At 72.9% G+C, this 26,042-nt stretch carries 21 protein-coding genes; 16 read left to right on the forward strand and 5 right to left on the reverse strand.

Annotated features, from left to right (window positions below; all coding sequences use genetic code 11):
• Positions 1 to 21 precede the first annotated feature (21 nt).
• The 11 genes from ACTJJZ_RS12285 to ACTJJZ_RS12335 are packed head-to-tail and all read left to right on the forward strand — an operon-like array spanning position 22 to position 15,181.
• Positions 22 to 1,764 carry a polysaccharide biosynthesis tyrosine autokinase gene (locus tag ACTJJZ_RS12285; protein WP_440721471.1) on the forward strand — a complete coding sequence of 581 codons (1,743 nt, stop codon included), beginning with the start codon at positions 22 to 24 and terminating at the stop codon, positions 1,762 to 1,764.
• The gene (locus ACTJJZ_RS12290) at positions 1,761 to 2,792 is read left to right on the forward strand and encodes a glycosyltransferase family 2 protein (RefSeq protein ID WP_440721472.1); all 1,032 of its coding nucleotides are present in this window, start codon (positions 1,761 to 1,763) and stop codon (positions 2,790 to 2,792) included. Before ACTJJZ_RS12285 ends, ACTJJZ_RS12290 begins: the two co-directional genes overlap by 4 nt.
• The gene (locus ACTJJZ_RS12295; protein WP_440721473.1) at positions 2,792 to 3,772 is read left to right on the forward strand and encodes a CgeB family protein; all 981 of its coding nucleotides are present in this window, start codon (positions 2,792 to 2,794) and stop codon (positions 3,770 to 3,772) included. The genes ACTJJZ_RS12290 and ACTJJZ_RS12295 overlap by 1 nt, the downstream gene beginning before the upstream one ends.
• Positions 3,763 to 4,839 carry a hypothetical protein gene (locus ACTJJZ_RS12300; protein WP_440721474.1) on the forward strand — a complete coding sequence of 359 codons (1,077 nt, stop codon included), beginning with the start codon at positions 3,763 to 3,765 and terminating at the stop codon, positions 4,837 to 4,839. Before ACTJJZ_RS12295 ends, ACTJJZ_RS12300 begins: the two co-directional genes overlap by 10 nt.
• Positions 4,836 to 5,669, forward strand: coding sequence for an acylneuraminate cytidylyltransferase family protein (locus tag ACTJJZ_RS12305; protein WP_440721475.1), 834 nt, complete (start codon positions 4,836 to 4,838; stop codon positions 5,667 to 5,669). Before ACTJJZ_RS12300 ends, ACTJJZ_RS12305 begins: the two co-directional genes overlap by 4 nt.
• A complete protein-coding gene (locus tag ACTJJZ_RS12310; protein ID WP_440721476.1) occupies positions 5,666 to 7,912 on the forward strand; it encodes an N-acetylneuraminate synthase family protein in 2,247 nt (748 codons plus the stop codon). The genes ACTJJZ_RS12305 and ACTJJZ_RS12310 overlap by 4 nt, the downstream gene beginning before the upstream one ends.
• Complete coding sequence (locus ACTJJZ_RS12315; RefSeq protein WP_440721477.1) at positions 7,909 to 9,048, forward strand: glycosyltransferase; 1,140 nt, start codon at positions 7,909 to 7,911, stop codon at positions 9,046 to 9,048. Before ACTJJZ_RS12310 ends, ACTJJZ_RS12315 begins: the two co-directional genes overlap by 4 nt.
• The gene (locus ACTJJZ_RS12320; protein ID WP_440721478.1) at positions 9,045 to 9,983 is read left to right on the forward strand and encodes a glycosyltransferase family 2 protein; all 939 of its coding nucleotides are present in this window, start codon (positions 9,045 to 9,047) and stop codon (positions 9,981 to 9,983) included. The genes ACTJJZ_RS12315 and ACTJJZ_RS12320 overlap by 4 nt, the downstream gene beginning before the upstream one ends.
• The gene (locus tag ACTJJZ_RS12325) at positions 9,976 to 12,243 is read left to right on the forward strand and encodes a glycosyltransferase family 4 protein (RefSeq protein ID WP_440721479.1); all 2,268 of its coding nucleotides are present in this window, start codon (positions 9,976 to 9,978) and stop codon (positions 12,241 to 12,243) included. The genes ACTJJZ_RS12320 and ACTJJZ_RS12325 overlap by 8 nt, the downstream gene beginning before the upstream one ends.
• Positions 12,237 to 14,054, forward strand: a complete 1,818-nt coding sequence (locus ACTJJZ_RS12330) for an ABC transporter ATP-binding protein (protein WP_440721480.1) — start codon at positions 12,237 to 12,239, stop codon at positions 14,052 to 14,054. The genes ACTJJZ_RS12325 and ACTJJZ_RS12330 overlap by 7 nt, the downstream gene beginning before the upstream one ends.
• 59 nt (positions 14,055 to 14,113) lie before the next feature.
• Complete coding sequence (locus ACTJJZ_RS12335) at positions 14,114 to 15,181, forward strand: glycosyltransferase family 4 protein (RefSeq protein ID WP_440721481.1); 1,068 nt, start codon at positions 14,114 to 14,116, stop codon at positions 15,179 to 15,181.
• On the opposite strand, the gene ACTJJZ_RS12340 is transcribed toward ACTJJZ_RS12335, so the two are convergent.
• The 3 genes from ACTJJZ_RS12340 to ACTJJZ_RS12350 are packed head-to-tail and all read right to left on the reverse strand — an operon-like array spanning position 15,178 to position 19,144.
• A complete protein-coding gene (locus tag ACTJJZ_RS12340; protein ID WP_440721482.1) occupies positions 15,178 to 16,014 on the reverse strand; it encodes an alpha-1,2-fucosyltransferase in 837 nt (278 codons plus the stop codon). The genes ACTJJZ_RS12335 and ACTJJZ_RS12340 overlap by 4 nt on opposite strands.
• Complete coding sequence (locus ACTJJZ_RS12345) at positions 16,011 to 16,991, reverse strand: glycosyltransferase family 2 protein (RefSeq protein ID WP_440721483.1); 981 nt, start codon at positions 16,989 to 16,991, stop codon at positions 16,011 to 16,013. The genes ACTJJZ_RS12340 and ACTJJZ_RS12345 overlap by 4 nt, the downstream gene beginning before the upstream one ends.
• Positions 16,988 to 19,144 (reverse strand): glycosyltransferase, encoded by a 2,157-nt coding sequence (locus ACTJJZ_RS12350; protein WP_440721484.1) that lies wholly within the window; start codon positions 19,142 to 19,144, stop codon positions 16,988 to 16,990. The genes ACTJJZ_RS12345 and ACTJJZ_RS12350 overlap by 4 nt, the downstream gene beginning before the upstream one ends.
• Before the next feature lie 139 nt (positions 19,145 to 19,283).
• Here ACTJJZ_RS12350 and ACTJJZ_RS12355 point away from each other — a divergent pair, with 139 nt between their 5' ends.
• A complete protein-coding gene (locus ACTJJZ_RS12355; protein ID WP_440721485.1) occupies positions 19,284 to 20,198 on the forward strand; it encodes a glycosyltransferase in 915 nt (304 codons plus the stop codon).
• 34 nt (positions 20,199 to 20,232) lie between these two features.
• Here ACTJJZ_RS12355 and ACTJJZ_RS12360 read toward each other — a convergent pair whose 3' ends face one another.
• Positions 20,233 to 21,276, reverse strand: a complete 1,044-nt coding sequence (locus ACTJJZ_RS12360; RefSeq protein WP_440721486.1) for a glycosyltransferase — start codon at positions 21,274 to 21,276, stop codon at positions 20,233 to 20,235.
• A gap of 131 nt (positions 21,277 to 21,407) precedes the next feature.
• Between ACTJJZ_RS12360 and ACTJJZ_RS12365 the strand changes: the two genes are divergently transcribed.
• The 4 genes from ACTJJZ_RS12365 (at position 21,408) to ACTJJZ_RS12380 (ending at position 25,348) form a co-directional block, all read left to right on the forward strand.
• Positions 21,408 to 22,901, forward strand: a complete 1,494-nt coding sequence (locus ACTJJZ_RS12365; RefSeq protein WP_440721487.1) for a LuxR C-terminal-related transcriptional regulator — start codon at positions 21,408 to 21,410, stop codon at positions 22,899 to 22,901.
• A gap of 79 nt (positions 22,902 to 22,980) precedes the next feature.
• Positions 22,981 to 23,559: a hypothetical protein gene (locus ACTJJZ_RS12370; protein ID WP_440721488.1), complete on the forward strand. Its 579-nt coding sequence runs from the start codon at positions 22,981 to 22,983 to the stop codon at positions 23,557 to 23,559.
• 117 nt (positions 23,560 to 23,676) lie between these two features.
• Positions 23,677 to 24,180: a hypothetical protein gene (locus ACTJJZ_RS12375; RefSeq protein ID WP_440721489.1), complete on the forward strand. Its 504-nt coding sequence runs from the start codon at positions 23,677 to 23,679 to the stop codon at positions 24,178 to 24,180.
• A gap of 112 nt (positions 24,181 to 24,292) precedes the next feature.
• Positions 24,293 to 25,348 (forward strand): heparan-alpha-glucosaminide N-acetyltransferase domain-containing protein, encoded by a 1,056-nt coding sequence (locus ACTJJZ_RS12380; RefSeq protein ID WP_440721490.1) that lies wholly within the window; start codon positions 24,293 to 24,295, stop codon positions 25,346 to 25,348.
• Here the strand turns inward: ACTJJZ_RS12380 and lepB are convergent.
• Complete coding sequence (gene lepB / locus ACTJJZ_RS12385; protein WP_440721491.1) at positions 25,326 to 26,039, reverse strand: signal peptidase I; 714 nt, start codon at positions 26,037 to 26,039, stop codon at positions 25,326 to 25,328. The genes ACTJJZ_RS12380 and lepB overlap by 23 nt on opposite strands.
• Positions 26,040 to 26,042 lie beyond the last annotated feature (3 nt).

A 26,042-nucleotide genomic window follows, 5' to 3' on the forward strand; every position in this document is an offset into this window, starting at 1 on the left:
CGATGCTTTGGGGAGCCTGTCGTGACTGTACTCGACCTCATCACGCTGATCCGGCGGGGCTGGAAATACCTCTTCCTCGGGGTCGTGCTGGGCGCGCTCGCCGGCTTCGGCTACGGCCTCGTCGCGACCCCGGTGTACAGCTCCCAGGCCACCGGGTTCATCGCCGCGACCGGCACCTCGGTGGTCGCCGGATCCGACGAGGCCGTCGCCCGGGCGGGCGCCTACATGCCGCTGATCGACTCCAGCCAGGTGCGCGACGAGATCGCGAAGGATGCCGGGGTGCCGGCCTCCGAGCTGCACGGCACCCTGAGTGCCCGGGTCGTGCCCGGCAGCACCCTGGTCGAGGTCACCGCGAACGCCTCGGATCCGCGGAGCGCGCTGAAGCTCGCGAACGGGGCGCTGCACGCGCTCGCGAAGGTCGTCGCGCACATCGAGGAGGTGGCCGGGGCCGCCGCCACACCTGCGCCCGGCACGCCGACCACAGCGACCACCGGCACGCCGGCCACTGCGACCACCGGTGCGGCGACCGACGGCATCGCGATCGTGCCGATGGACGAGGCCGTCGCGCCGACCCGGCCGTCCGCACCGAACAAGCCGCTCGCGATCGGCCTCGGCGCGCTGGCCGGCCTGGTCTTCGGACTGATCGTGATGCTGCTGCGCCGTGCGCTGGACGTGCGGGTGCGCGCGCACACCGACATCCCTGCGCTCGTGGGCACGGGGGTGCTCGGCCGGGTGCCGAAGCTCGACCGCAGGCGGCGCGGCAAGAAGGACGCGCTGGCTCGCGCGGTCGCGCACGAGGCCTACCGGCAGATCCGCACCGGGCTGCGGTTCTCCAGCGTCGATCAGGAGGTGCGCGTGGTGATGGTCACGAGCGCCAACCTCGGCGAGGGGAAGTCGGAGGTGGCCCGGTCGCTGGCGCGCGCGCTCGCCGAATCCGGGCAGCGCACGCTCGTGATCGACGGCGATCTGCGCCGCCCGACGGTGGCCACCGGCTTCGAGATCGACGGGGCGGTCGGGCTGAGCGAGGTGCTCAGCGGCCAGGTGCCGGTCGCGAGCGCCATCCAGCGCACCGCGGATCCGAACCTGTTCGTGCTGCCGGCCGGCGGGATCCCGCCGAACCCGTCCGAGATGCTGGGATCCTCTGCGCTGCAGCACCTGCTCGCCGAGCTGCGCCGGGACTTCTACATCGTGGTGGACGCGCCGCCGGTGCTGCCCGTCACCGACGCGAGCGTGCTCAGCACGGTCGTGGACGGGCTGGTCTTCGTCGTGGCGATGGGGCGCACCCGCCGCTCCGAGGTGGTCGAGACGCGCACCCTGCTCGCGCAGACCAGGGCCAGGATCCTCGGCGTGGTTCTGAACATGGTCTCGCTGCGCGGCGGCGACAACGGCTACGGCTACTACCAGAAGAACAGCCGCTACTACGTGCAGTCCCGCCGCGCGGAGGAGGACGAGGACGCGATCGCCGAGTTCGCCGCGATGGCGAACCTCAGCCCCGCGTCATTCGATGCGCCGCAGGAGGCCGCCGCGGGCGGCCGCGACGACGAGGCCGCCGGCGACGGGGGCCCCCGCGAGGTGCGCGACGACGACGGCACGGATGGCGGGGTCGCGCTCGTGCCGGCGACGCGTCCGCGGCTGCATCGCACGGCGGTCCCGCGCGTCCCGATCACGTCGCGCGCGCAGGACGAGCCGGCCGAGCCGGTGGGGCCCGAGGATCCGAGCGCCGTGGTCGGCCCGCGCTACGCCCGCAGGAACTCCCAGCCGTGAACGCCGTCCGGTCGGCGCCGGCGACCGGGATCCGCCCCTCGATCGCCGGCCGCGCCGCAGCCGTGTCGGTCGTGGTGCCGCACCACGGCGACCCCGCCCCGACCAGGGCGCTGATCGCCGCTCTGCGGGCGCAGACCGCGGCGCCGCCGTTGCAGCTCATCGTGGTCGACGACGCCTCGCCCGAGCCGTTCCCGCCGGTCGAGGGGGCGAGCGTGGTGCGCCGGGAGGTCAACGGCGGCTTCGGCGCGGCCGTGAACACCGGGGCCGCGCTCGCCGAGCACCCGCTGCTGCTCGTGCTGAACAGCGACCTCGACATCGGCCTGTCGTTCGTCGCGGACCTCGTGCGCGCGGCCGAGCCCTGGCAGCCCGCGGTGTGCGGGCCGCTGCTCGTGGGCTTCGACGGCGTGACGCAGTGGTCGGGGCGGCGCTGGCCGCGCACTCGCCACCACGTCGTGGAATGGCTCACACCGCTCGCCCGGTTCCGTCCGCGGCTGCACGAGGCGGTCGGCCACGACACCCGGTGCGTGCCCGGCGCAGTGCTGCCGGTGGACTGGGTGGTCGGCGCCGCGCTGCTGATCCCGACCGCCGCGTTCCGCGTCGTGGGCGGTTTCGACGAGCGCTACTTCATGAACGTCGAGGAGGTCGACCTGCAGCGTCGCCTCACGGCAGGCGGTGTCGGATCCGTGTTCCTCGGCACGGTCGTGGTGCGGCACGAGGGCGGCGGATCCTCCGAGGCCGGGCGCCGGGTGCGCTGGGTGGTGCAGGCGCGGTTGCGCTATGCCGCGAAGTGGCGGGAGCGGCCCGCGCTGCTGCGGTTCGCGCTGCGGGTGGCGAGCACGGTCAACCTCGCGTTCAACGCGGGACGGCGGATGCTCGGCCGGGACGTCGAGCCGCTGCGCACCTTCCGGCGCGAGCTGGCGGCGATCCGGCCCGGGGGCCCTTCGACAGGCTCAGAGACCGGCGAGACGTCCGCCACTGCCGCAGGGACCGGCGAGACGTCCGCCGCCGCCGCCACCGGGGGGCCGTGATGAAGGTTCTGCTGGTCAGCCCGGTGTTCCACGGCTACTGGAGCGCGTTCGCGGCCGCGCTCGAGGCGCTCGAGCTCGACGTGACCGTGCACTGCTACGACGCCGGCGACCGCCTGGGCAACGCGCTCGCGCACCGGTTCGAGCGCTCCACCGTGGCCGCCGGGGTGCGGGAGGCCGCCACGGAGGCGACGATCGAGACGCTCGCTGCGGTGGATCCCGACGCCGTGCTCGTGGTGAAGGGCGACGCGCTCGGCCCGGACTGGTGGGACGAGCTGGCCGCGTCGCGCGCCCGCAGCGCGCTGTGGCTGTACGACGAGCTGTCCCGGATGACCTACGACGATGCGACGCTGGGCTCCGTCGGACACGTGTTCTCCTACAGCCCCGACGACACCCGCGCCCTGCAGCGCAGGGGCATCGCCGCCGAGGTGCTGCCGGACGGCTTCGACTCGCTCACCGCGTTCACGCCGCGCCCGAGCGATCGGGTCAGCTTCGTCGGATCGCGCTACCCCGAGCGGGAGCGGCTGCTGCGGGCCCTGTCCGACGCGGGCGTGCCGGTCGAGGCGTTCGGGCGGGAGTGGTCGCGGCACCCGTGGGACGTGCTGCGCACGGGACGCTGGCGGAACCCCGGGATCCTCGTGCACCGCGACGTCGACCGCGCCGCCTACTACGGGGTCATGGCCGGGAGCGTCGCCACCCTGAACATCCACGGCGACGGGCACGACGGGTTCTCGATGCGCACCTACGAGGCGCCGGGCGTCGGCGCGCTGCAGCTCGTGGACCGCCCCGACGTGGCCCAGCACTACGAGGTCGGCACCGAGACGCTCGTGTTCGAGAGCGACGAGGAGCTCATCGAGCAGGTGCGCCACGCCCGCAGGGATCCGGCCTGGGCGCGGGGGATCCGCGAGGCGGGCCGGCGGCGCACGCTCGCCGAGCACACCCTGGTGCACCGCATGCGGAAGGTGCGTGCGGCATGGGCCTGATGTTCCCGGAGGATCTCGCGGCCTGGCGGCGCTGGCAGCGCGGCCGGCATCCGGCCCGGCGTGCGCGCGATCTGCTGCGGCGTCCCGCCCCGCTCGCGGCGGCTCTCGTGCTGCATCGTCGAGCGGCCGATCCTGGCGTGCTGTTCGTGCTCGACGCCACCACCCCGACCGCCCTCGCCTCCGTGCTCGAACCGCTCGCGCACCTCGGCGACGCCCCCGCCGCCGTGCTCGCGCCCGGTGACGTGTCGGCGCGGCTGCCGGGGGAGTGGACGACCGAGGTCGTGGATCCCGCCGCCGTGCCTGCGTCGCTGCGATCCGTGCGGGCCGTGGTGTCGGCCGGGCACTTCCTGCCCGCGGGGCAGGTCGCGTTCGGGTGGTCGCAGGAGCTCGGAGCCCGGTACGTGGTGGTCCAGCACGGGCTGCTCACGCCGTTCATGGCGCCGCTGCCCGAGCGAGCCCACCTGCTCGCCTTCTCCGACCGCGACGCGGAGTTCTGGCGCTCCGGCCGCGCCGACGTCACCAGCGAGAGCGTGGGCAGCCAGCTGCTGTGGCGGGCGGCCGGATCCGCGGTCGCCGGCAGTGGCGCCGGCGGCGGCCCGGCACGGCCGGACGCGCGGGGGGACGGGCGGTCGGACGCCCCGGTCTTCCTCGGGCAGCTGCACGGCGCCGAGCTGCCGCGCCGGATCAGCGCGGCCACGGCCACCGCGTTCTGCCGCGAGCACGGCGCGCTGTACCGTCCGCACCCCGCCGAGACCGACCGGGTGTCCCGCGCGCAGCACGCGCTGTGGCGGCGCAGGGGGATCCGCTTCGCCGAGCCGGGACCGCTGTCGGCGACCGCCGGCCCTGTCGTGTCGATCTTCTCCACCGGCGTGCTGGAGGCGGCGGCGTCCGGCCGCGACGCCTGGGTGACCTGCGTGCATCCCCCAGACTGGGTGAGCGAGTTCTGGGACCGGTACGGGCTCGCCGCGTGGGGCGACGCCCCCACCGCGGCTCCGGAGCGGGCCGCGGTCGAACCCGCCAGGGCGATCGCCGGTGCGGTACTCGCCCTGGCCGAAGGAGGACGATGAACATCTTGTGCGTGATCCCCGTGCGCGGCGGATCCAAGGGCATCCCGGGCAAGAACGCCCGTCTCGTGGCGGGACGGCCGCTCGTGGAGTGGAGCATCGCGCAGGCGCTCGCCGCGGGCCTCGACGTCCTCGTGTCGACCGACGATGCCGGGCTCGCCGAGATCGCGCGCGCGGCCGGCGCCGACGTGCCGTTCCTGCGCCCCGCCGAGCTCGCGCAGGACACGACGCCCACCGAGCCCGTGATCCTGCACGCGATCCGCCACCGCGCCGCCGAGGGCCGCCGCCCCGACGCCGTGATGCTGCTGCAGGCCACGTCGCCCGTGCGGCTGCCCGGCACGATCGACCGCGCCGTGCGCGAGTTCGCCGACACCGGCGTGGACAGCCTGGTCGGCGTGGTGCCGCAGACGCCGTTCCTGTGGCGGCTGCCGGAGACGGACGGCGGCGACGTGCGCCCGCAGTACGACCCGGCGGCGCGGCCGCGTCGGCAGGATCTGCACCGCGAGGACTTCTTCTACCGCGAGACCGGATCCCTCTACCTCACCCGCACAGAGGTGTACGAGCAGCAGGACAACCGGATCGGCGGCCGCGTCGGCCTGTTCGTGATGGACGAGGCCGAGGGCGTCGACATCGACACCCTGGTCGACCTGCGCATCGCCGAGAGCGTGCTGGAGGACCTCGCCGCAGCTGAGGCGCCCGGGGGAGCAGCAGGATCCCGCGAGAAACCAGATCCAGCACGAGACACCACGTCTGCTGTGGTGTCTCATGCTGAAAGTGGTTTCTCGCGGTCCGGCGGCGAGGGGCTCGGAAGCGGACAGGGGGATCCCTCGTGATCATCGAACGGGACCTCGCGCCCTACATCGTCTTCGGGGAGGATCCGGTGCTCACCGGACTCGCGAAGATCAACGCGAACAAGCAGCGGATCGTGTTCTGCGTCGACGCGCACGGGATCCTGCTGGGATCCCTCTCCGACGGCGACTTCCGGCGCTGGCTGATCGCGAACCCCGACGCCTCGCTCGACGTGTCGTGCGCGACGGTCGCGAACCGCGGCGTCCGGACGGTGCCGCGCGGGGCGGCCGTCGCCGAGATCGCGCCGCTGCTCGGCCGCGACGGCGTGCACCACGTGCCGATGGTCGACGACCGCGGGCACCTGTGGGCGATCGCGGTCGACGAGACCGGGACCCTGCGGATCGGCGGCCACGAGATCGGCGCCGGCCATCCCACGTTCGTGATCGCCGAGGTCGGAAACAACCACAACGGATCCGTCGACCTCGCCAAGCGGCTCGTCGACCTCGCCGTCGAGGCCGACGCCGACGCGGTGAAGTTCCAGCTGCGCGACCTGGACGCGCTGTACCGCCAGCGCGGAGCGGCAGCCGGGGGTGAGGACCTCGGCGTGCAGTACACGCTCGATCTGCTGCGGCGGTTCTCGCTGCCGGCGGAGCAGCTGTTCGAGGTGTTCGACCACGCCCGCGACGCCGGCATCGACGTGATGTGCACGCCCTGGGACGCGCCCAGCGTGCAGGCCCTCGCCGACTACGGGATCCCCGCGATGAAGATCGCCTCCGCCGACCTCACCAACCACGCCCTGATCCTGGACGCGGCCGGTCGCGGCGTGCCGCTCGTGCTGAGCACCGGCATGTCGCGGGAGAGCGAGATCCTCGAGACGGTGGCGCTGCTGCGCGGCCAGGGCGCGCCGTTCGCGCTGCTGCACTGCCAGTCCACCTACCCCGCGCCGTACAAGGACTTGAACCTCAGCTACCTCGACCGGCTCGCCGAGATCGGCCAGGGCGTGGTGGGCTACTCGGGGCACGAGCGCGGCTGGCACGTGCCGGTCGCTGCGGTCGTGCGGGGAGCGCACATCATCGAGAAGCACTTCACCGTCGATCGCGGCATGGAGGGCAACGACCACACCGTCTCCCTGCTGCCGGACGAGTTCCGGATCATGGTCGAGCAGATCCGCGACATCGAGGCGTCGATGGGAACGGGTGCCGCGCGCACGGTCTCCACCGGCGAGCAGATGAACCGGGTGACCCTGGCCAAGTCGCTCGTCGCCGCGCGCCCGCTCGCCGCCGGCACGGTGCTGGCCGCCGCGGACGTCGCGGTGAAGAGCCCGGGTCGCGGCCTGCAGCCGAACGTGCTGCCGCAGCTGCTCGGCCGCACGCTGCAGCGCGACATGGCGGACGGCGACTTCTTCTTCGACGGCGATCTGCGCGACGCCGCGCCCGCCGGCCGCCCGTTCTCCTTCCGCCGCCCGTGGGGGCTGCCGGTCCGGTACCACGACGAGGCCGCGCTGCGCGAGCAGAGCAACCCCGACTTCCTCGAGTTCCACTTCTCCTACAAGGATCTGGACATCGCCCCGGACGGCGTCTTCGCCGAGCGGCTCCCGATCGCGTTCACCACGCATCTGCCCGACCTGTTCGCGGGCGACTTCCTCGTCGACCTCGCGTCCGAGGATCCTGAGATCTGGGAGCGCTCGATCCGCGAGGTGCAGCGCACGATCGACGTGACCCGCGACCTGCGCCGCTGGTTCACCGCGGAGCAGGATCCGGTCATGGTCGTCACGATGGGCGGGTTCACGAAGGACCGGCACCTGCCGCCGACCGCCCGCGCGCCCAAGTACGCGCGGATCGCGGACGCGCTCGGCCGGCTCGACGCCGACGGCGTGCGCATCGCCGCGCAGACCCTGCCGCCGTACCCGTGGCTGATGGGCGGGCAGCAGTTCCACAACCTGTTCGTGGACCCTCGCGACACCGCGCAGTTCGCGGAGGAGACCGGGACGCCGCTGTGCTTCGACGCCTCGCACACCAAGCTCGCCACCACCTGGCTGGGCATGGCGTTCTCCGAGGCCGTCGACCTGCTCGCGGCGCACACGATCCACCTGCACCTGGTCGACGCGACGGGCGTGGACGGCGAGGGCGTGCAGGTCGGCGAGGGCGACATCGATTGGCCGGCGTTCGGCGCACAGCTCGATGCGCTGCTGCCGGCCGTGCCGTTCATCCCGGAGATCTGGCAGGGACACGTGAACAACGGCGAGGGATTCTGGACCGCCCTGGACCGGATGGAGCAGTGGTTGTGACGGATCCCGGCCGTGTGCGGATCGCCTTCCTCACCCCGTGGAGGACGGACGATCCTACGGCGTGGTCCGGGATCGTGCAGCCGATGCTGCGGGCGCTGCAGGCGGTCGCCGAGGTCACGCCGGTCTCGACCGCGGACGTGCGGGCGGCGCTCGTGGATCGGGCCGCAGCGCGGCTGTCGCGGCGGCGGTACCTGTGGGACTTCGGGCTCGCGACCTCGCGCCGACGCGGCGGGACCGCCCGGCGGCGGGTGGCGGCGACCGGTGCGGACGTCGTGTTCGCGGTGGCCGCCTCGGTGGACGTCGCTCACCTCGGCGGATCGGTGCCGGTGGTGCAGTACGTGGACGCGGGCTTCGAGGATCTGAAGGACCGCTACTCGATCTTCACCGGCCTGAGCCGGCTGTCGGCGCTGCAGGTGCGCCGGATCGGACGCCTCGCCGCGCGGCGGACGAGCGGGTACGTGACGGCGTCCGCGTGGGCCGCGGCCGGGCTCGAGCGTTCCGGCGTTCCGGCGGAGCGGATCGTGGTCGCGCCTCCGGGTGCGGCGATCCTGCGGGCCGCGGTCGGAACGCAGCGTCTCGCGGGGCGCCCTGCGAACGTCATCGAAGCCCCGGCCCCCCTGCGCGTCCTCCTCGTCGCGAGCGAGTGGGAGCGCAAGGGCGGGGATCGCGCGCTCGCAGCGGTGGCTCGCGCGAGGGCGGCAGGAGCCGACATCGAGCTCACGGTGATCGGCCGCGCACCCGCACTGCCGGACGGCGTGCGCGCGCTCGGCCGGCTCACCGCCGGCGGGCTCTCCTCCGAGTACGACCGGGCCGACGTGCTGCTCGAGCTCGCCCGCGCCAACGCCGCGGGCGTCACGCTGACCGACGCCGCCGCCCACGGGCTGCCGGCCATCGCGACCGCCACCGGCGGCGTGCCGAGCATCGTCGCGGACGGCCGCAGCGGCTGGCTCGTGCCGGACGACGACACGGCCGCCGGCGCCGCGGCCGCCCGGCTGACCGCGCTCGGACGCGGCGAATGGGGCTCCGTCTCCCGCGCCGCCGCGAGCGGCTGGTACGCGCAGTCGCTGGACTGGGCGCTCTGGGCCGAGAACGTGACCGCGCTGTGCGCCCGGGTGTGCGAGGAGGCGCTGCGGTGACCGCCCCGCGCGCCAGCATCGTCGTGCCCTCTCGGGGCGGCGCCGGCCGCCTGCCGCACCTGTTCGCCGCGCTGCGAGCGCAGACCGAGACCGCGTGGGAGGCGATCGTCGTCATCGACGGCGACGTCGACGGATCCGCCCAGGTCGTCGCGGCGGCCGGCGACGACCTGCCTGTCCGCGCGCTGGTCCTCCCCGAGAACCGCGGTCGCTCCGCGGCGCTCAACGCGGGCTTCGACGACGCGCGCGGCGAGGTGCTGATCCGCTGCGATGACGACCTCCGTCCCGGTCCCGACTACGTCGCCGGGCACTTCGCGCGGCACGCCGACGGGAACCGCGGCGTGATCGGCCTGTACCGCAACGTCTACCCCGACACCGCCTATGCACGCGCCTACGGGCGGGAGCGGGACGAGCGCTTCCGAGCCGACGCGTACGCGACCCCCGCCGACGCGCGCTGGCGGTACTGGGCCGGCAACGTCTCGGTCACCCGGGAGACCTACGACCGGGTCGGCGGGTACGACACCGCGTTCCGCGCCTACGGCTGGGAGGATGTGGACTGGGGCTACCGGCTGCACCGGGCCGGGGTCGAGATCGTGCTCGCGCCCGAGCTGGAGACCGCGCACCACGTCGCCGCGACAACGACCGAGATCCGGGTCACCAGGGCATTCCTCGCCGGCGCCGCGAGGCGCGCGTTCGAGGCGAAGCACGGCGCAGAGGCGCTCGGATCCGTCGGGGCGTCGGCCGGGGCATGGGGCCGTCTCGTGCGGCGCACGGCCGCCCGCTACGGCCTCGGGGCCCTGCAGCGACGGGCGAGGACGGCGGATCGCGTCATCGGCCGCTCTCCGCGCTGGATCGCGGAGAAGCACGTCGCCTGGCTGGTCGAGTCGGCGGGGCTGTCCGGAACGCTGCACCCCGACGAGGTGACGGCGCATGTCTGAGCCGGCTGCCGACAGGGATCCCACCCGCGTCCTCATCGTGTGCGACCTGATCGCACCCGGCGGCGGGCCCACCGGGTACACGTACAACCTCCGATCCGCGCTGCAGCGCCTCGACATCGGGGACGTGGACGTCGACTTCGCCGGGATCGTCACCGGGCAGCGCAATCGTGCCACCGGTGAACGCACTCCGGCGCCGCCGCGCCCGCGCTCTCGGCCGAGCCTGCGCGGTCTCGCCGGGCGGATCCGGCACGAGATCGGCCACGCCCTGAAGGGCGGGATGACGCGCAGGCTTCGCGCCCAGATCGAGGCGGCCGACGTGGTCGTGTTCCAGGGGTTTCAGGATCCGCGGCGCCTGCGCTTCGCCCGGCGGCGCGGAACCGCGGCGTGGTACATGCCGCACAGCCCGACGATCGCGGGCGACGAATACGCGATGATGCACACCGGACGCGGTGTCGCCCGCGTGCGACGGCGGATGATCCGTGCCGAGCGGGCCCTGTTCCGCCGCGCGGATCTCGTGGTGTTCCCGTCGGCGCACGCCGCCGGCGCCTACACGGACGCGTTCGGCGCGATCATCGCGAACAAGCCCGTGCGCTACGTGCTCTCCGGCGTTCCGAAGCCCGCCTCGGCGGGTGACCCGGTAGGGCAGCGCGCCGCGGATCCGGGCGCGGGCCCCGCCAGGGCCGCGGACGGCACAGCGGAGTCCGCCCGCAGAGACGTCCTGTTCGTGGGCCGCTACGTGGCGCACAAGGGATACGACCTGTTCCTCGCCGCCGCCGAACGGCTCGCCCCGCAGCATCCGGAGCTGCGCTTCGCCACGCTCGGGGCCGGCCCGGACCGCCGTGCGTCGGCCGGGGTGCACGACCTCGGCTGGCAGGACGACCCGGTCCCGGCGATCGCCCGGGCCCGCCTCGTCGTCGTCCCGAACCGCGTGGCGTACTACGACCTGCTGCCGCTCGAGGCCGCCGCCCTCGGAAAGGCCCTCGTGTTCACCGCGGTCGGCGGCAACGTCGACCAGCACGCGCTCCTCCCCGACACCGTGCTCTGCGGCCCGGACGATCTCGTGGGCGGCATCGCCCGCGGGATCGAGCTCAGCGCCGATCCTGCCTGGGGGCGGGCGAACGCCGACGCCTGGGAGCGCACCTTCACGGACGAGCGCATGGCCGAGCGCTGGCTGGAGCTGTTCCGGCAGTGGCGGTCCGTGCGGGGGGAGGAGCGCCGCGCGCTCTGGCTCGTCCCGGTCGCACCGATCGGCGGGGTCGCCCGGCACGTGCTCGATGCCACCCATGCCGGGATCCCCGGCTGGCGAGTCACCGTGCTGTGCCCGGAGGGCGCCCTCGCCGTACGGCTGCGGGCGCAGGGCACCCCGGTGATCACCGGTGCGTTCGGCCCCGACGCGGGCTTCGCCGCCTCCCGGCGGACCCTCGCCACCGCGGTGCGCGCGACGGATCCTGCGATCGTGCACTCGCACCTCGCCTACGCCGACATCGTGAACGCGGCCACCCGCCTGCCGCGCACCGTCCGGCGGTTCACGACTGAGCACGGCATCGCGCTCGACGACGGCGTCTACCATCGCTCCTCCCTGCAGGCCAAGCTCATGGCCGGCGTGCACCGGTGGCGGTTCCGGCGGTTCGCCGGGGCGATCGCCGTCTCCCGCGCGACCCGCGACGCCATGGTCGCCAAGTGGCGGATGCGGCGGCCGATCCGGGTGATCCCGAACGGCGTCGCCCTGCCGGACGGCGCCGCCGTGCGCGACTCGGAGACTGTGGCAGGGCTGCGGATCCTCGCCCTGTCCCGGCTGTCCGCGGAGAAGCGCATCGACCGGCTCATCGAGGCGTTCGCACGCGTGCGCGTCACCCGCCCCGAAGCGACGCTGACCGTCGCGGGGGAGGGACCGCTGCGGGACGAGCTCGCGACGCTCGCCGCGCGGCTCGGCGCGCCGGTCTCGTTCCCCGGTTTCCTGGACCCCGAGGCGGCGATGGCCGAGGCCGACGTGATCGCGCAACTGTCGGTCTGGGAGAACTGCTCGTACACGCTGCTGGACGCGGTGGCACGCGGGCTCCGCGTGGTGGCGTCGGACGTGGGCGGTAACGCCGATATCGTCGGCCGGGAGCACTGCGTGGATCCGGACGATCTCGCCGCGACCGCTGCCGCCCTGGCGGACGCGCCGCTGATCGCACGCGATCGGCTGATCACGCCGCGCGACATGGCGGCGGCGATCGCGCGGGCGTACCGGCCGGCGGGGGAGGAGAGCGGATGCTGATCATCTTCGACCCGCTGGTGCGCCGGGGCCTCGGCGCGCTCATGCGGCTCGCCGGTGTGCGCGCGGTGCCGTGGATCGCTGTCGCGATCGTGCTCATGCTCGTCCAGACCGGGCTCAGCACGATCCCGGTCGTCGCGATGATCCCGCTGATGTCGGTCATCTCCGGCGGAGGCACCCGGTCCGGAGCGGTCGGGGTGCTCGCAGGCATGCTCGGCACGGCGGATCCGCGGGTGGTGATCCCGGTGTTCGCGCTGTGCATCGCCGTGCTGTTCCTCGTCTGCAGCGGAGCGGGCGTGCTGCTCGTGTGGTGGCAGAACGGGCGCAGTGCACGGCTCGGCGTGGCCGCGAACACGGCCATGCTGGCCGCGTACTCCGCGGAGCCGTACGCGTCGCACCGGCGCCGTTCCGACGCGGAGATCCTGCGCAACGTCGGCGGCACCGCGATCGTGGGATCGTCCCTCACCAACGTGCTGACGGTCTACACGAGCGCGCTCACGCTCGTCGCGATCTGCGCAGTGCTGCTGGTCGCATCGCCGCTGGTCACGGCGTTCACGGTCGTGCTGTTCGGCGGCACGATGGCGCTCACCCAGCGCCGCCTGCAGCCAGCGCAGCGCAGAGCCGGGGCGGCGAGCACGGAGGCGAACCTGCGCGGCTGGTCGTTCCTGTTGCCGCTCGTGCACGGCTTCCGCGAGGTGCGGCTCTCCGGGACGAGAACCCGGCTGCTCGCCGAGTACGAGGGCTCCCAGGCGCGGCTGCTCGGCGCCAACAGGCTGCTGGCCACGCTCGGGGCGGTGCCGGCGGCGGTGTCGCAGGTCGTCTTCGCGCTGGCGCTGGCGGGCGTCTCGGCGATCATGTTCGCGACCGGATCCGCGGCCGGCACGATCGCCACGCTCGGGCTGTTCGGAGCGGCGGCCATGCGGGCACTGCCGACCATGAACCTGATGACGCAGAACATCGGCGCGGTGCGGGCGGCCGAGTCGAGCATGGAGATCCTCGCCGCCGCGGTGGAGGATCTCGGTCGCGGTGACGCGCATGTCGAGGAGCCCCTCGTGGCCGAGCCCCTCCACGGCGACATACGCCTGGAGGGGGTCGAGTTCGCCTACCCGGACGCGACGGAGCCCGTGGTGCACGGCATCGACCTGGTGATCGAGGAGCACGCGACGACAGCGTTCGTCGGATCGAGCGGGGCGGGCAAGTCGACGGTCGTCGACCTCGTCCTCGGCCTGCTGACACCCACGCGCGGGACCATCGCGTGCGGCGGCGTGCCGATCCTGGCGGATCCCGCCCGCTGGTACCGCGGGCTCGCCGTGGTGCCGCAGGACGTGTTCCTGCTGAACGACACGGTGCAGGCGAACATCGCGTTCGGGCTGCCCGAGGACGAGATCGACCCGGAGCGGGTGCAGCGCGCCCTGGCCCTCGCCCGGCTCGACGATGTCATCGCAGAGCTCCCCGACGGATTGCGGACGGTGATCGGAGAGAGAGGCACCCGGCTCTCCGGAGGGCAGCGCCAGCGGCTCGGCCTCGCGCGTGCGCTGTACCGGGAGCCTCTCGTGCTCGTGCTCGACGAGGCGACCTCCGCGCTCGACAACGACACCGAGGCGCAGATCGCCGCGTCGCTCGCGACCCTGCACGGCCGCATGACGATCATCGTGGTCGCACATCGCCTCTCGACCGTGCGCGACGTCGACAAGCTCGTCTTCCTCAGCGCCGGGAACGTGCGTGCGGAGGGGACCTTCGCCGAGGTGCGGGATCGGGTGCCGGAGTTCGCGCGGATGGTCGAGCTCGGTGAACTCGGAGTGGACCGCCGGTGACCGGCCGGTCCGGCCGGACGAGCCGCGCGCGCGAGACCGCCGCGACTGCTGAGGATCGCATGCGTGTCCTCGCGCTGTTCGATCACGCCGGGGTGCGCCGGGGCCAGAATGCGCTCCCGGTCACCGAGCGCGTCCCCGGTCCGTACCGCGTGGACCTCCTCATGGACGAGGGCATCGACCTCCTGCCGATCGCCCCGGCCCGTGGACGGCTGCACCGGAAGGTGCGCGACGTCGTCGAGCACCGCAGCGGCGTGCGCGCGGATCTGGCCCTGCGCGGGGCGGGACGTGCCGCACGCGCCGACGCGGTGCTCTGCATGCTCGAGGACAAGGCGGTGCTGCCCGCTGCGCTGCGCCGACGCCGGATCCCGCCCTACACGACAGCGCCGCTCGTGGTCGTCTCGTGCTGGTGGGCGGAGGAACTCGTGCACGGATCCGCGCAGCAGAGGGCACGGATCGCTCGCACCGTCGCGCAGGTCGACAGGATCCTGGTTTTCTCCCGCAACCAGGTCGAGGCGTTCAGGCTGATCGGCGCGGCGGACAAGGTCGTGCCGATCCCCTTCGGCGTCGACGAGGCCTGGTACACGCCCGGGGAGCCGCGGCGCTCGCGGCTGCAGGTGGCGGCGATGGGGATCGATCGGGGACGCGACTTCGACACTCTCCTCGCAGCGGCCCGGCTGACCCCGGAGATCCGCTACGACGTGTTCACCCAGCCCGGCCGGATCCTCTCCGCCCCGGCCAACGTGACTCTGCATCCGCCGACGGCGATGGCGGAGCACCGCGAGAACCTGCGGGCGGCGGACCTCGTGATCGTTCCCACGCACGACCTCGCCTATCCCACCGGGCAGAGCGTGCTGCTGGAGGCGATGGCCTGCGGACGCTGCACGGCCGTGACCCGCACTGCCGCGATGAGCGAGTACATCGACGACGGACGCACCAACCTCGCGCTGCCGCTGCACGACGGGCCCGGTGTCGCTGCCGTCGTGCGCCGTGCTGTCTCGGACCCGTCGCTGCGCGCCGGCATCGGCGTCGCTGCCCGCGCCGAGGTCGAGGGGCGGTTCTCGTTCCGGCGCACCTGGCACGAGGCCGCCGCCGTGCTCCGCACCATGCGGAGAGAGCCGCGCGGCTAGGACTCGACGACCAGCCAGGCCGGATCGAAGCGCTCGCGCGACGGCACGCCGTCGTCGATGAAATGGTAGGGCGGCGCCAGCACGAGCACCTCAGGATCCCGCGCGGCCGCGAGATGCGCGCCCCAGAACGAGAACGTCGAGTTCGCCAGGACCGTGGTGCGCGACGCGGCGAGCACCGCGAGGTCGTCGAGCGGCGAGCGCCGGCCTTCGACGACCCTCGGCGTGGACGGCAGCACGGCGGGCAGCTCGCGCAGGCACCACTCGACGTCGTCGGAGACGAGGACGATGTCGTCGAGCGGGTGCTCCCGGTCGCGCAGCCGACGGACGGCGGCCTGCACATAGCCGGCGATATCGAGGCCGTACGCCTCCTGCAGGAAGTCATGCCGGTAGTAGTCGCCACGGCGCACGTTCACGACGACGGATCCCGGCTGCAGAACGGCGGCGGCGCGGTCGATGCGGGTGCGGAATGCCGGGGAGGAGGCGAGCAGCGCCTGGCAGAAACGGTCCACGTCGGCACGGGCGAAGTCGCGACCGAACATGTCCTGGTGCGTTCCGATGAAGTCCGTCAGCAGGCGCGGGACGTCGCTCTTCTCCACCGTCAGGTCTTCGAGCAGCGGGAACTCCTGCAGCCACTCGGCCATGCCGGGCTGGCGCAGCACGCGTGCGGGCGCGGACGGCGCATCGTTGCGGTACGCCCACATCCAGTCGTAGAGGTGGTTGCCTGCGCCGGTCAGTGGAGAGGTCAGCTGCACCCGCGGTGCGCCGAGGATGCGTCCCAGCGGCACCAGCGTGCGCGCGCGGACCGCGACGGCGAGGTTCCGGATCGGGCTCATGGAGCTGCCTCCCCGGACGCCGGCGGAGTCAGCCCGGCGCCGGGACGCGGCGCCGGGATCCGGCGCAGATACCGGTACATCACCGTTCCGGAGAACACGCCCCAGGTGAACAGCGCGCGGCCCCGCAGGCCCGTCCAGTCCCGGTCTGCCCGCCGGCGGAACGGCATGCGCGTGGCCGCCGCGGCCAGGCGCACGGCGAGCAGCGGCCACGGCGGATCGGACAGCTCGTCGCGCACCCCGTGACGCTGAGCGATGAGGATCTTCGCGCGCGCCATGCGGATCTGCCGGACCGCGGTCTCCTCACGCGACCCGCGCAGCCGGTACGCGATCCTGGTCCCGCCTGCGAAGCGCACCTCGACGCCGTGCTTGCGTGCGCGATAGGCGAGATCGAGGTCCTCGAACGATGAGGGGATCGACTGATCGAAGCCGCCCAGGGCGGCGAAGAGCCGGCGGGTGACGCCGAAGTCTCCCCCCTGCAGCATCGGGATCGGGGTGTCGGTCCTGGGCTCGGGCGGATGCCAGGAGAGGTCCTCGTCGATGCGCTGCTGCAGCGTCGTGACGTCCGGCCCGAACTCGGCCGCCGGGATCGGCACGACCATGCCGCTCCACAGCTCGTCGTGCTGGAAGTTCCGCCAGCCGTAGGCGACCCAGTGCGCCGAGACGACATCGTCCGCATCGCAGAACATCAGGAGCGCGGCCCGGGCGTGCGCCGCGCCGACGTTTCGGGCGTACGACGCTCCGCGCTCGTCGGTCGCGGCGATCAGGCGCAGGGAGGCTCCGCGCATGGTCACGTGGCGCACGACGTCCGCGGTGCCGTCCGTCGAGCCGTTGTCGACGACGATCACCTCGAACGCCGGCGCATCGCGCTGCGCGTCGAGGGCCTCGAGCTGCTGGCGGATGGTCTCCGCGCCGTCGAGCACCGGGATGATCACGCTGAGGGCGGGCGCCGGGTCCCGCGGCGTGCTGTCGGCGGTCACGACGCGGCCCGCGATCCGGTCAGTAGGACAGGCGGAGGAGGCGACCCGAGCGCCCGGTAGCGGAGCTGGCCGTCCAGCCAGCCCCACACCCAGCCGAGAGCGCGCGCGGACTCGTCGCGCCGTGCCCGGGAAAGCAGGCCGGGAAGGTACCGGATCGAGCCGACCGCGTTGATCGCCGCGCGACGCGGCGAGGGTGCGGGCAGGGATCCGACGAGATGGTGCCGTGTCCACAGCAGGATCGACGTGCGCGCGGAGTGGTAGCTCTGCCGCGCCCGGTCGCGCAGCCCGCGGCGCTGGCGGTAGGACACGGTCGCATCGGGGGAGTAGGCGATCGCGGAACCCGCCTGCTGCAGTCGCCAGCAGAAGTCGACCTCGTCGTGGCCGCGGCGGAAGCTCTCGTCGAACCCGCCGATCTCGAGGGCGGCCGCGCGGCGTACGCCGAAGTTCGCCCCCACCGCGTAGGGGAGATAGCCCAGGGCCGTGCGCAGGGCCGACACCTCCCCGGTCACGTGCGTGCCCTGAGCATCCTCCGCGACCAGCACGAGGCGTCCGCCCACGACATCGGCGTCGTCGAGGGCGCGGATCAAGGCGCCCGCCCAACCTGCGTGCACCTCGTCGTCGTGGTCGCAGAAGAGCACCTTCTCTGCCCGAGCGGCGAGGAGGCCGGTGTTGCGCGCGTGGTTCACGCCGGGCCGATCGCCCGCGTCGACCACGCGCAGGTCGCGGAAGCCGGTGCGATGCGCGAGCGCGACAGTGGCCGTGCGATCCGTCGATCCGTTGTCCGCGACGATCACCTCGAGACGGGAGGCGACGTCCTGGCCCGCAAGAGCGGACAGCTGTCTGGCGATGCCGTGCGCGCCGTCGCGCACCGGGATGACGACGCTCGCCAGCGGGGGCGCGTCCTCGGCGACGGCTATCGCGGGGGCGAGTCCGTAGATCCCGGCGACCCGTCGCGCGAACGCCCCCGTCGAGTAATGGCGCCTCGCCCAGTCCCGCCAGCCGGCAGCGTCCGATCGGGCACCCCGCGGATCCCGCAGCGCCGCGAGCAGCGCGTCGGCGAAGCCGGCCGCGTCGTCGCGCGGTCGGGGCCGATGCTCGTCGTCGCCGATGCCCTCGAACGCCACGGACGTGCCGATCACCGGGACGCCCCGCACCAGCGCCTCGACGACCTTGAACTTCACGCCGGCGCCGACCTGGAGCGGTGCGATCACGGCGGCGGCACGGGCGTACAGCGGCTCCAGGTCGTCGACGAAGCCCAGGAACTCGATCCCTGGCATGTGGGTGTAGTCGGCGCGATGGGCGTCCGTCGACCTGCCGGCCACGAGGAGACGCGCGTCGGGCACGCCCGCCCGCACCGCCGTCCAGATCTCGCGCGCGAACCAGCGCAGCGCCTCGCGGTTCTCGCCGCGGTAGAGCGGTCCCACGAAGAGGATGTCCCTGCTCAGCACGGGTTCCGGTGATCCCGGCGGCGGAGGCGGTGTCAGCCCGAGCGGCGGGAGGACGACCTCCACGTGCTCCGAGCTGGGCAGCAGAGCGCGATCCTTCTCGCTGAACACGACGATGGTGTCGGCGAGAGCCGTCGTGCGCACCTCGATCGCACGGGCCTGCAGGGTGCCGACGGCGAAGCGCGCCCAGGTCTTCGGAGCGCGGGCTCGCCGACGCTGCCGGCGCAGGCCCTGGCTCGCGACATCGTGCAGGGTCGCGATCAGGCGGGCCCGCGGAGCGAGCCGGTGCAGCGCGGGCAGCGCCGCGGCCATCGTGGGCCATTGCACATCGATGACGTCGGCGTCGCGGAGCGCCGCGCGGACGGCGGGGTCGCGTCGCAGGGCGGAGAGGAAACCGCGCGGCGGACGGATCGGTGCGAGCCGCGCGCCGATCGCCGACGCGGCCAGGCCCGCCGATGTCGCGACCGGGACTGCGGCGACGAGGCGCAACGCGAAGCCCGCGGCTTCGGTCGCCGCGCGGCGGCTGGTCTCGGTCTCTGGCACGATCACGGTGACGTGAGCGCCCCCGTCCACCAGGATGTCGATGAGGTCCCTGAGGTAGCCCACGCCGGCGCTGTCCGCTTTGCGCGCGGGGGGCTCCTGCGCGACGACGACGACGCGCAGGGATCGGTCCCCGCGTTCCACGTCTACGGAGGGCCGGGCGCGCACGCGTCCACCCTATTCAATGCCGAGGGGCGGGGCTATGAGGACGGAGCTCAGGGGCCGTGCTCGTGGCGGCTCCGTCGCTATACTGGGGCGCCCCGAGAGCGGATCCGGCGCTGCGGGGAACCGATGAATGGATGAGCCCATGAGCTCGCAAGCGACGGCGTCGGCGGTGACGGCGGTCATCCCCGTGTTCGATTCCGGCGCGACGCTGCCCGAGACACTGGCGTCCGTGTTCGCGCAGACGTACGTCCCGCTCCGGATCGTCGTCGTCGACGACGGCTCGACGGATCCGCTCACCCTGCAGGTGCTGGACGAACTCCGCGGAGACCAGCGCCTGCAGGTGATCCGGCAGGAGAATGCGGGACCCTCGGCCGCCCGCAACGCCGGCATCGCGGCGACCGACGGGGAGTACTTCCTGCCCCTGGACAGCGACGACCGGATCTCTCCGACCTACGTGGCGGAGGCGGTCGCCGTGCTCGAGGCCGACCCCCAGATTCGGCTGGTGTATTCGAGGGCGGAGCTCTTCGGCCGGTACACCGGCCCGTGGCGACTGCCGGACTTCGACTGGGCAGGGTTCCTGATGCACAACCAGATCTTCCACGCCGCCGTCTTCCGTCGTGCGGACTGGTCAGCGGTCGGCGGTTACGACGAGACGATGCGACGCGGACGGGAGGACCACGACTTCGTGATGCGCGTGCTCGGTCGCGGCGGCGTGCCGCACCGGCTCGACGCTGTGCACTATTTCTACCGGATCGGTCCCGACGGCAGTTCGGTGAACTCGAGCATGACGAGGGAAGACCTGATCGCCGCGCACGCGCAGATCCTGCGCAACAATCTGCAGACCTACGCGGACCACGCGGAGGACTGGTTCACGTTCCTGTTCCGCCAGCACGACGAGATCATGGACCTCCGTCACCGGTATGCGCTGCTGGAGCGGATGCGGACGCGGTTCCCCCGCGCCGTGGGCATGATGAAGGCGGTGCGCGGCGGTGCGCGTCGCATCGCCCGCCTGATCCGCTCCGTGTTCGAGCATCGTGGCCGCTCCTCGTCCGAATGAGCCTTCGCGGCGCCCGGCGGAGGCGCGCGACGGCTCAGCGGTCGCCGTGGGCCACGGCGACGAGATGCGAGACCCGCCTCGCCGCGACGTCCTCGAACGCCTCGAAGCCGCCGAGTGCGTGCGCCCGGACGGCGTCGAGATCGTCGGGTCGCAGCGAGCGGATGCGCGCGGCGAGTCCGGCACCATCCCGCTCCGCCCATCCGAGCCCGTCCTCCGCGGCGATCCTGCGCCAGGTGCTGTTGGCCAGACCGACGACCGGCACGCCACAGCCGGCGAACTCGTAGTACGTGCCTGACGGGTCGCCCTGTGGATAGGGGAGCAGGGCGAGGTCGACGCCGTCGCGCACGAACGCCTTCCACTCCTCGAACGGGAGGAAGCCCGCGAAGCGGACGTTGTCCGGTGCCGCCCGCTCCAGAGGGTCCCGCAGCTCGCCTCCGCCGAGCACGACGAACTCGATGTCCGGCAACATCGTCGCGACCTCGACCACGGTCCGCGGTCCCTTGACCGCCGTCAGGCGCCCGGAGAAGGCCACGCGCAGCGGACGGTCCCCGCGCCAGGTCGCACGACGGCCTGCAAGAGTGAGGTCTTCCCTGCGGATCCGGTGATCCCGGATCCGCAGGGGACGGGCGTTGAGCCGAGCGTAGGCGTCCCACGCGCCGGGTCCGTTGCACTGAAGGCCGGCCGCCCGGCGAGCCATGTCGCGATAGGCGCGCTCGCGGCGCCTCTGGCCGAGGGCGATCCGGGCCCGGTCGAGCGTGCCCCGCGCCGCGACCATCTGCTGCTCGACCCGGATACGGCGACTGAACTCCGCCGTGAAGACCGTCGGCGCGACCTCGGTGAGCCACCCGAACTCCGGGCGGTGCAGGGCGAGCAGGACGTCCGGGCCGAGCGCACGGAGCCCGTCGGCGGTGGTCGGCGCTGCGGTCACGACCTCGACGCCCGGCGCCGCCGGGAGGGCCGCGCCGGCGACCGGCGGAGCGACGGCGATCACTTCGCCCGGCCACGTCTGCGCGAACTGCGAGAGCCCGTCGACGGCCTTCGCGTCGAGCGGGCCCGGCGAGACGTAGACCAGGCGCACGAGGCCATCGTCCCACGTCGATCCGGCGACGCACCCCTTTCGTCGAGGCGAAACGGCGCCTCTTCCCGGCCGCGTGAGTAAGCTCGGACAACACAGCACGGCGTGCGCGCCGTGCGAACGGGTGAGGAGTCATGGGAGACATCGCGAGACGGGCGAGAGCCGCTTGGCTCGCCGGCGATTCCGTCGAACTGACCCGCCTGATGGCGACCCGTTCGATCGAGCTCTGGTTCACGGTCGATCCGGACGAACTGGCGCAGATGATCGCCGACCTGCCGCCGAACGAGCTGAACCGCAGCGCGGAGGCCGCGCTCGCCGCCCGGTTGGTGGCGCCCGAGGCCATGCGCGACCTGGTCCTGCCGGCGACCGAACGCAGGGAGGAGCTGCCCCCGCACCTGCGGCGGTGGATGGTCCTGGTCGACGGCTGGCAGGCGCGGCTGAGCGGCGACCTCGAACTGGCCTACGACATCCTGAGCGGGCTGCCCGCGATCATCGAAGCCGACCGCACGCTGATCGACCCCACGCACGGCGTCCGGGGCCTGTACCTGAACCAGGCCGCGCTGACGGCCGCGCTGCTCGGCAGGTTCCAGGAGGCACTGTCGCTCTATCAGCGGGTGCTGCGGGTGCGTCCGGCGCTCGAACTGACCTTCCTCGCCCGTGAGGCGCACATCCGCTCCGCGCTCATCCACGGGATGTACGGCACGCGCGACGCCGCCCGCGCGCACCTCGTCGAGGCCCGCGCGCTCCGCCGCTCCGTGAGCTGGGTCGAACCGCTCCTGGACGTCGAGCAGAACCTCGCGGAGGCGCTGCTGGATGAGGATCCGGTGGCCGGGTTCGAGCGGGCGCTGCAGCTGTCCTACGGGCACATGGGGGAGTTCTGGCCCTTTCACCTGCTGATACTGCACCGCACCAGCGTGATCGCGGAGCGGCGGGTGGACAGCAGGGAACGGATCGAGGCACTGCAGTCCGCGGGGATCGGGGCGGGATCGTCGGGCCTGCCGGGATCCGTCACGCACGCCCTGCTCGCCCTCGACTCGCTGCTCAGCGGCAACGTGCCGCGAGCGCGCGAGGAACTGCAGGGTGTGGACGCCGCGAACTGGCCGACGCGGGTCGTGCGCGACCTCGTGCAGATAGCCTCGTCCTCGCCGCGGTCGGCGATCGCCGACCTCAACGCGGCGGCCACGCTGACGAAGGGGCTGCGACAGGCCGACCGGCACCGCCTGCTCCTGCGGGCGCTCGCGGAGTTCCTGAGCGGCGAGCCCACGGCCGTGCAGGCAGCCGTCGAGCACCTCAGCGATCTGCACCGGCAGTCCGGAGCGCACGAGGTCGCCGTGCTGCGGACGCTGTCTCCCCGGCTGCTGGGCCGGCTCGCGGAGCACGTGCCCGGCCTGGTTCCGCCGGGGAAGGAGCTTCCTCCGAGCGGGGTCCTGGACGATCCCCGGCTGACGGCACACGAGCTCGATGTCCTGGCGGGGCTCGCGCGCGGCGAGACGAGGGAGCAGATCGCTTCTTCGCTGTTCCGGTCGGTGAACACCGTGAAATCGCACCAGCGCTCCCTGTATCGCAAGCTCGGCGTCGGCTCCCGGCACGACGCCGTCATCCGCGCCACGGTGCTGGGCTATCTCTGAGCACCCTCACAGGCCCCGCGGGTGACGGTGAGGGTGAAATCGGTTTCACCTCGGACGGTTCCCAGCTTCGCGTCGTTGAATGAAGTCTGCCGGTGGCGACCCGAAAGCCGTCGGCGGCAATTTCTCGTCGCGAGACGGCCGATGCGTCGCGCCGCCCGTGACGGGCCCCCTGGGGAGGGGATCGGTAGAGGGGAAGTGCGCGTTGCAGAGGAACGCGAAGAGCAGTATCCGGCGTGCCATCGCGCCGGAACAAGACGACGGCGGGGCCCTGCTCTGCGACGGTCCCCGCGGGGCGGCAGGGCCCGATTCCGATGCCGGCCCGGCCGGCGTCGCGCCCGACGACCGGGTCCTCGCTGCCGCCGGTGAGGACGTCGAGCCCGAGGTCGCGGAGGATGAGGACCCCGTTCTCGCCGACGTGGACGAGGTACTTCAGGAGCATGAGATCGGGGATGGCAGCCGACCGGACGAGGCGCCGCGGCCGGGGCGGCTCGTGCTGGGCGCCGCCTGGAGCCTGCCCGCGATCCTCGCGGCGGCGTACACCCCGGACGGCCCGGACCTCGACATGGACTTCGATCCGGACACGGGGGAGATGCTCCCGAGACGAGGCCAAGACCGATATACCGGTTCGTCTGAGGGAAATCAAGGCGACACGCTTTAATCTGAGGATCCGCTGTGCGATAATTCAGGTGCACGACGGGGCTTCCCGGGTCTGGCGTGCTCGCCCGCCGTCTGCTGGGGATTCGGGTGATGGGACAACCCGGAGGAGCGTCTTAACATGTCTGAACTCGAACAGCCGAAAGGCGTCAGCCGTCGCACGGTGACCAAGGCGATGGCCTGGGCGGTGCCCGCGGTGGCGCTGGCGGCTCCGGTGCCGGCCTTCGCCACGTCCGGCCCCGCGCCGGTCATCACTCCGGGCGCGGCGTGCAAGTCGCCGGGCAACAGCTGCAAGTCCTTCGCCAAGGGGTACAACGTCCCCGCGACGGTCTACAACCCCGATCCCGTCAAGACCATTTACATCACGGCGCTGGCGATCACGAACAACACGCTCGGCATCACGCTCACGCCGTCGACGTACCCTCCGCTGCCCATCGCGGTCGCCCCGGGTGCGACGGTGGACATCGTGCTGCAGGCCCAGTCGACCAACAGTGCCAACCAGGCCGGCTCGTTCGACTTCGTCGTCACCTGGGGCCACGCGTCGGACGGCTCCGACCACGACCACTCGCCGATCGTGCTGCACATCAGCGTTCCGGGCACGCCTCCGGGATGCGTGTGCCCCTGATCCTCGATCAGCTCTGACGGGCGGGGTGGTGCAGCACGGGCAGCGCTGCACCACCCCGTTCGCCGTTCCGTGCGCCGAGATGCGGTAGCTTTCAGGCGACGAGAGGAACGGGATGGCTGTTGCGCGACCGGAGAGGCTGATCGTTCCCGACGTGCTCCGGGGTGTCGCGATCGTCGCGATGCTCCTCGCGCACGCCGCGCCGCTGCTGCCGCAGCTCCCCGGCACCGTGCGGTTCGCGATCGGCAACATCAACGACCTCGCCTCGCCGCTGTTCGCGCTGGTCATGGGGATGTCGGCCCAGCTGGTCTGGGCGTCCTCGCGCGGCACGGGGCGGACGCTCGTGCAGCAGACGATCCGCGGGGTCGTGCTGATCGCGCTCGGAGTGTGGATGGCGACCTGGGGGTCGTGGGTCGCGATCGTGCTGTCCTGCCTGGGCGTGCTGATCATCGTCGGCACGCCGCTGCTGCTGCTGGGGTCGCGTGCGCTGGCCGTGGTCCTCGCGCTGGTCGTGCTGATCGGCGCGCCGCTGAACGACCTCGCGCGCGGTGACCTCGTGCAGATCATGTCCTCGAACATCGCGGTGCGGTATCTGGCCGACTGGACGGTGCTCGGGCATTCCTATCGCCTCACCAACCTGCTGCCGTTCTTCCTGCTCGGAGCACTCCTGCTGCGCGGCGGTCTGCGGCGCGACCGCACGATGTGGATCATGCTCGCCGTCGCCCCGTTCGCCTACCTCGTGCGACCGGTCCTCGAGAAGGTGCTGCACCAGCCGGCGGCGGTCTCCGGCTCCTATCCCGACACGCTGCACGACGTCGGGCTCGTCTTCGCGACCTATGCCGTCGTGGTGCTGCTCGCGACGCGTCCCCGGCGCGGCATGGTGCCGTCCGCGGCGTCCGCGCCGCTGCGGGTCTGGGGGCAGCTGGCGCTCAGCCTCTACCTGCTGCACGTATGGATCGTGTCGCTGTGGTTCACGTCGATCGGCTGGCCGACGACGAACGTGCCCATCGGCTGGATCACCGTGGTGGTCGTCCCGCTGGCGGTCGGCTGGCTCTGGTGGCGCTACGTGGGCACCGGACCGGTCGAGTGGCTGATGGCCGCCGTCTCCGGGCGACGGAAGCCGCTGACCGTTCGCCGTCGTGCGACCGTCACAGCCCCGACCAGCGGTTGACCGGCCAGAGGATCACGACGGCCCTTCCGACGATCTCCCCGGAACGCGCCCACCGCCAGCAGCTCGCGTCGGGCGCGGTGCGGCCCCGGCAGTACACGGCTCCGTCCGACGAGTCCGAGCGGTGGTCGCCCATCACCAGGTAGGAGTCCTTCGGGACTGACACCTCGGGCAGGCAGCGGGGAGACACCGGCTTCGTCGCGCAGTCGAGCGTGCCGGTCCGGAACGGCAGATCCTGGAACACGTACTTCTCGTCCAGGGGCTTGCCGTCCACGATGAGCCGTCCGTCGGCCGAGCAGCACCTCACCGTCTGGCCGGGACCGGCGATGACGCGCTTGATCAGCGTGTGCGGACCGGAGGGGCCGAACCCGGTGACCTCGCCGAGCCAGCGCAGTGCCGCCTTGACCGGGTTGTCGGCGACAGGGGCGCCCGCTGACCACTCCGGGCCGGCGTCGAAGACGACGACGTCGCCGGTGCGCGGGCCCGCGTTCCCCACGTAAGCGAGCCGGTTGACCAGCACCCGATCGCCGACCTGCAGGGTCTGCTCCATCGATCCCGACGGCACCCAGTACGGCTTCGCGACGAAGGACAGGATCAGGCCGAACACGACGAACGCCGCGAACAGGTGGAACCACGTGCTCCCCGTGATCCGTCGCCACAGCGGCCGGGGCGGGGCAGAGGGGTCCGCGGTCATGGA

Origin of the sequence: Microbacterium sp. 22242 (assembly GCF_052045495.1) — a bacterium.
GTDB lineage: Bacteria > Actinomycetota > Actinomycetes > Actinomycetales > Microbacteriaceae > Microbacterium.

Coding starts and splice junctions, on each gene's coding strand:
- ACTJJZ_RS12295 (WP_440721473.1), top strand. CDS start 2,792: ATGAAGGTTCTGCTGGTCAGCCCGGTGTTCCACGGCTACTGGAGCGCG.
- ACTJJZ_RS12300 (WP_440721474.1), top strand. CDS start 3,763: ATGGGCCTGATGTTCCCGGAGGATCTCGCGGCCTGGCGGCGCTGGCAG.
- ACTJJZ_RS12305 (WP_440721475.1), top strand. CDS start 4,836: ATGAACATCTTGTGCGTGATCCCCGTGCGCGGCGGATCCAAGGGCATC.
- ACTJJZ_RS12325 (WP_440721479.1), top strand. CDS start 9,976: ATGTCTGAGCCGGCTGCCGACAGGGATCCCACCCGCGTCCTCATCGTG.
- ACTJJZ_RS12330 (WP_440721480.1), top strand. CDS start 12,237: ATGCTGATCATCTTCGACCCGCTGGTGCGCCGGGGCCTCGGCGCGCTC.
- ACTJJZ_RS12335 (WP_440721481.1), top strand. CDS start 14,114: ATGCGTGTCCTCGCGCTGTTCGATCACGCCGGGGTGCGCCGGGGCCAG.
- ACTJJZ_RS12340 (WP_440721482.1), bottom strand. CDS start 16,014: ATGAGCCCGATCCGGAACCTCGCCGTCGCGGTCCGCGCGCGCACGCTG.
- ACTJJZ_RS12355 (WP_440721485.1), top strand. CDS start 19,284: ATGAGCTCGCAAGCGACGGCGTCGGCGGTGACGGCGGTCATCCCCGTG.
- ACTJJZ_RS12365 (WP_440721487.1), top strand. CDS start 21,408: ATGGGAGACATCGCGAGACGGGCGAGAGCCGCTTGGCTCGCCGGCGAT.
- ACTJJZ_RS12370 (WP_440721488.1), top strand. CDS start 22,981: ATGAAGTCTGCCGGTGGCGACCCGAAAGCCGTCGGCGGCAATTTCTCG.
- ACTJJZ_RS12375 (WP_440721489.1), top strand. CDS start 23,677: ATGTCTGAACTCGAACAGCCGAAAGGCGTCAGCCGTCGCACGGTGACC.
- ACTJJZ_RS12380 (WP_440721490.1), top strand. CDS start 24,293: ATGGCTGTTGCGCGACCGGAGAGGCTGATCGTTCCCGACGTGCTCCGG.
- lepB (WP_440721491.1), bottom strand. CDS start 26,039: ATGACCGCGGACCCCTCTGCCCCGCCCCGGCCGCTGTGGCGACGGATC.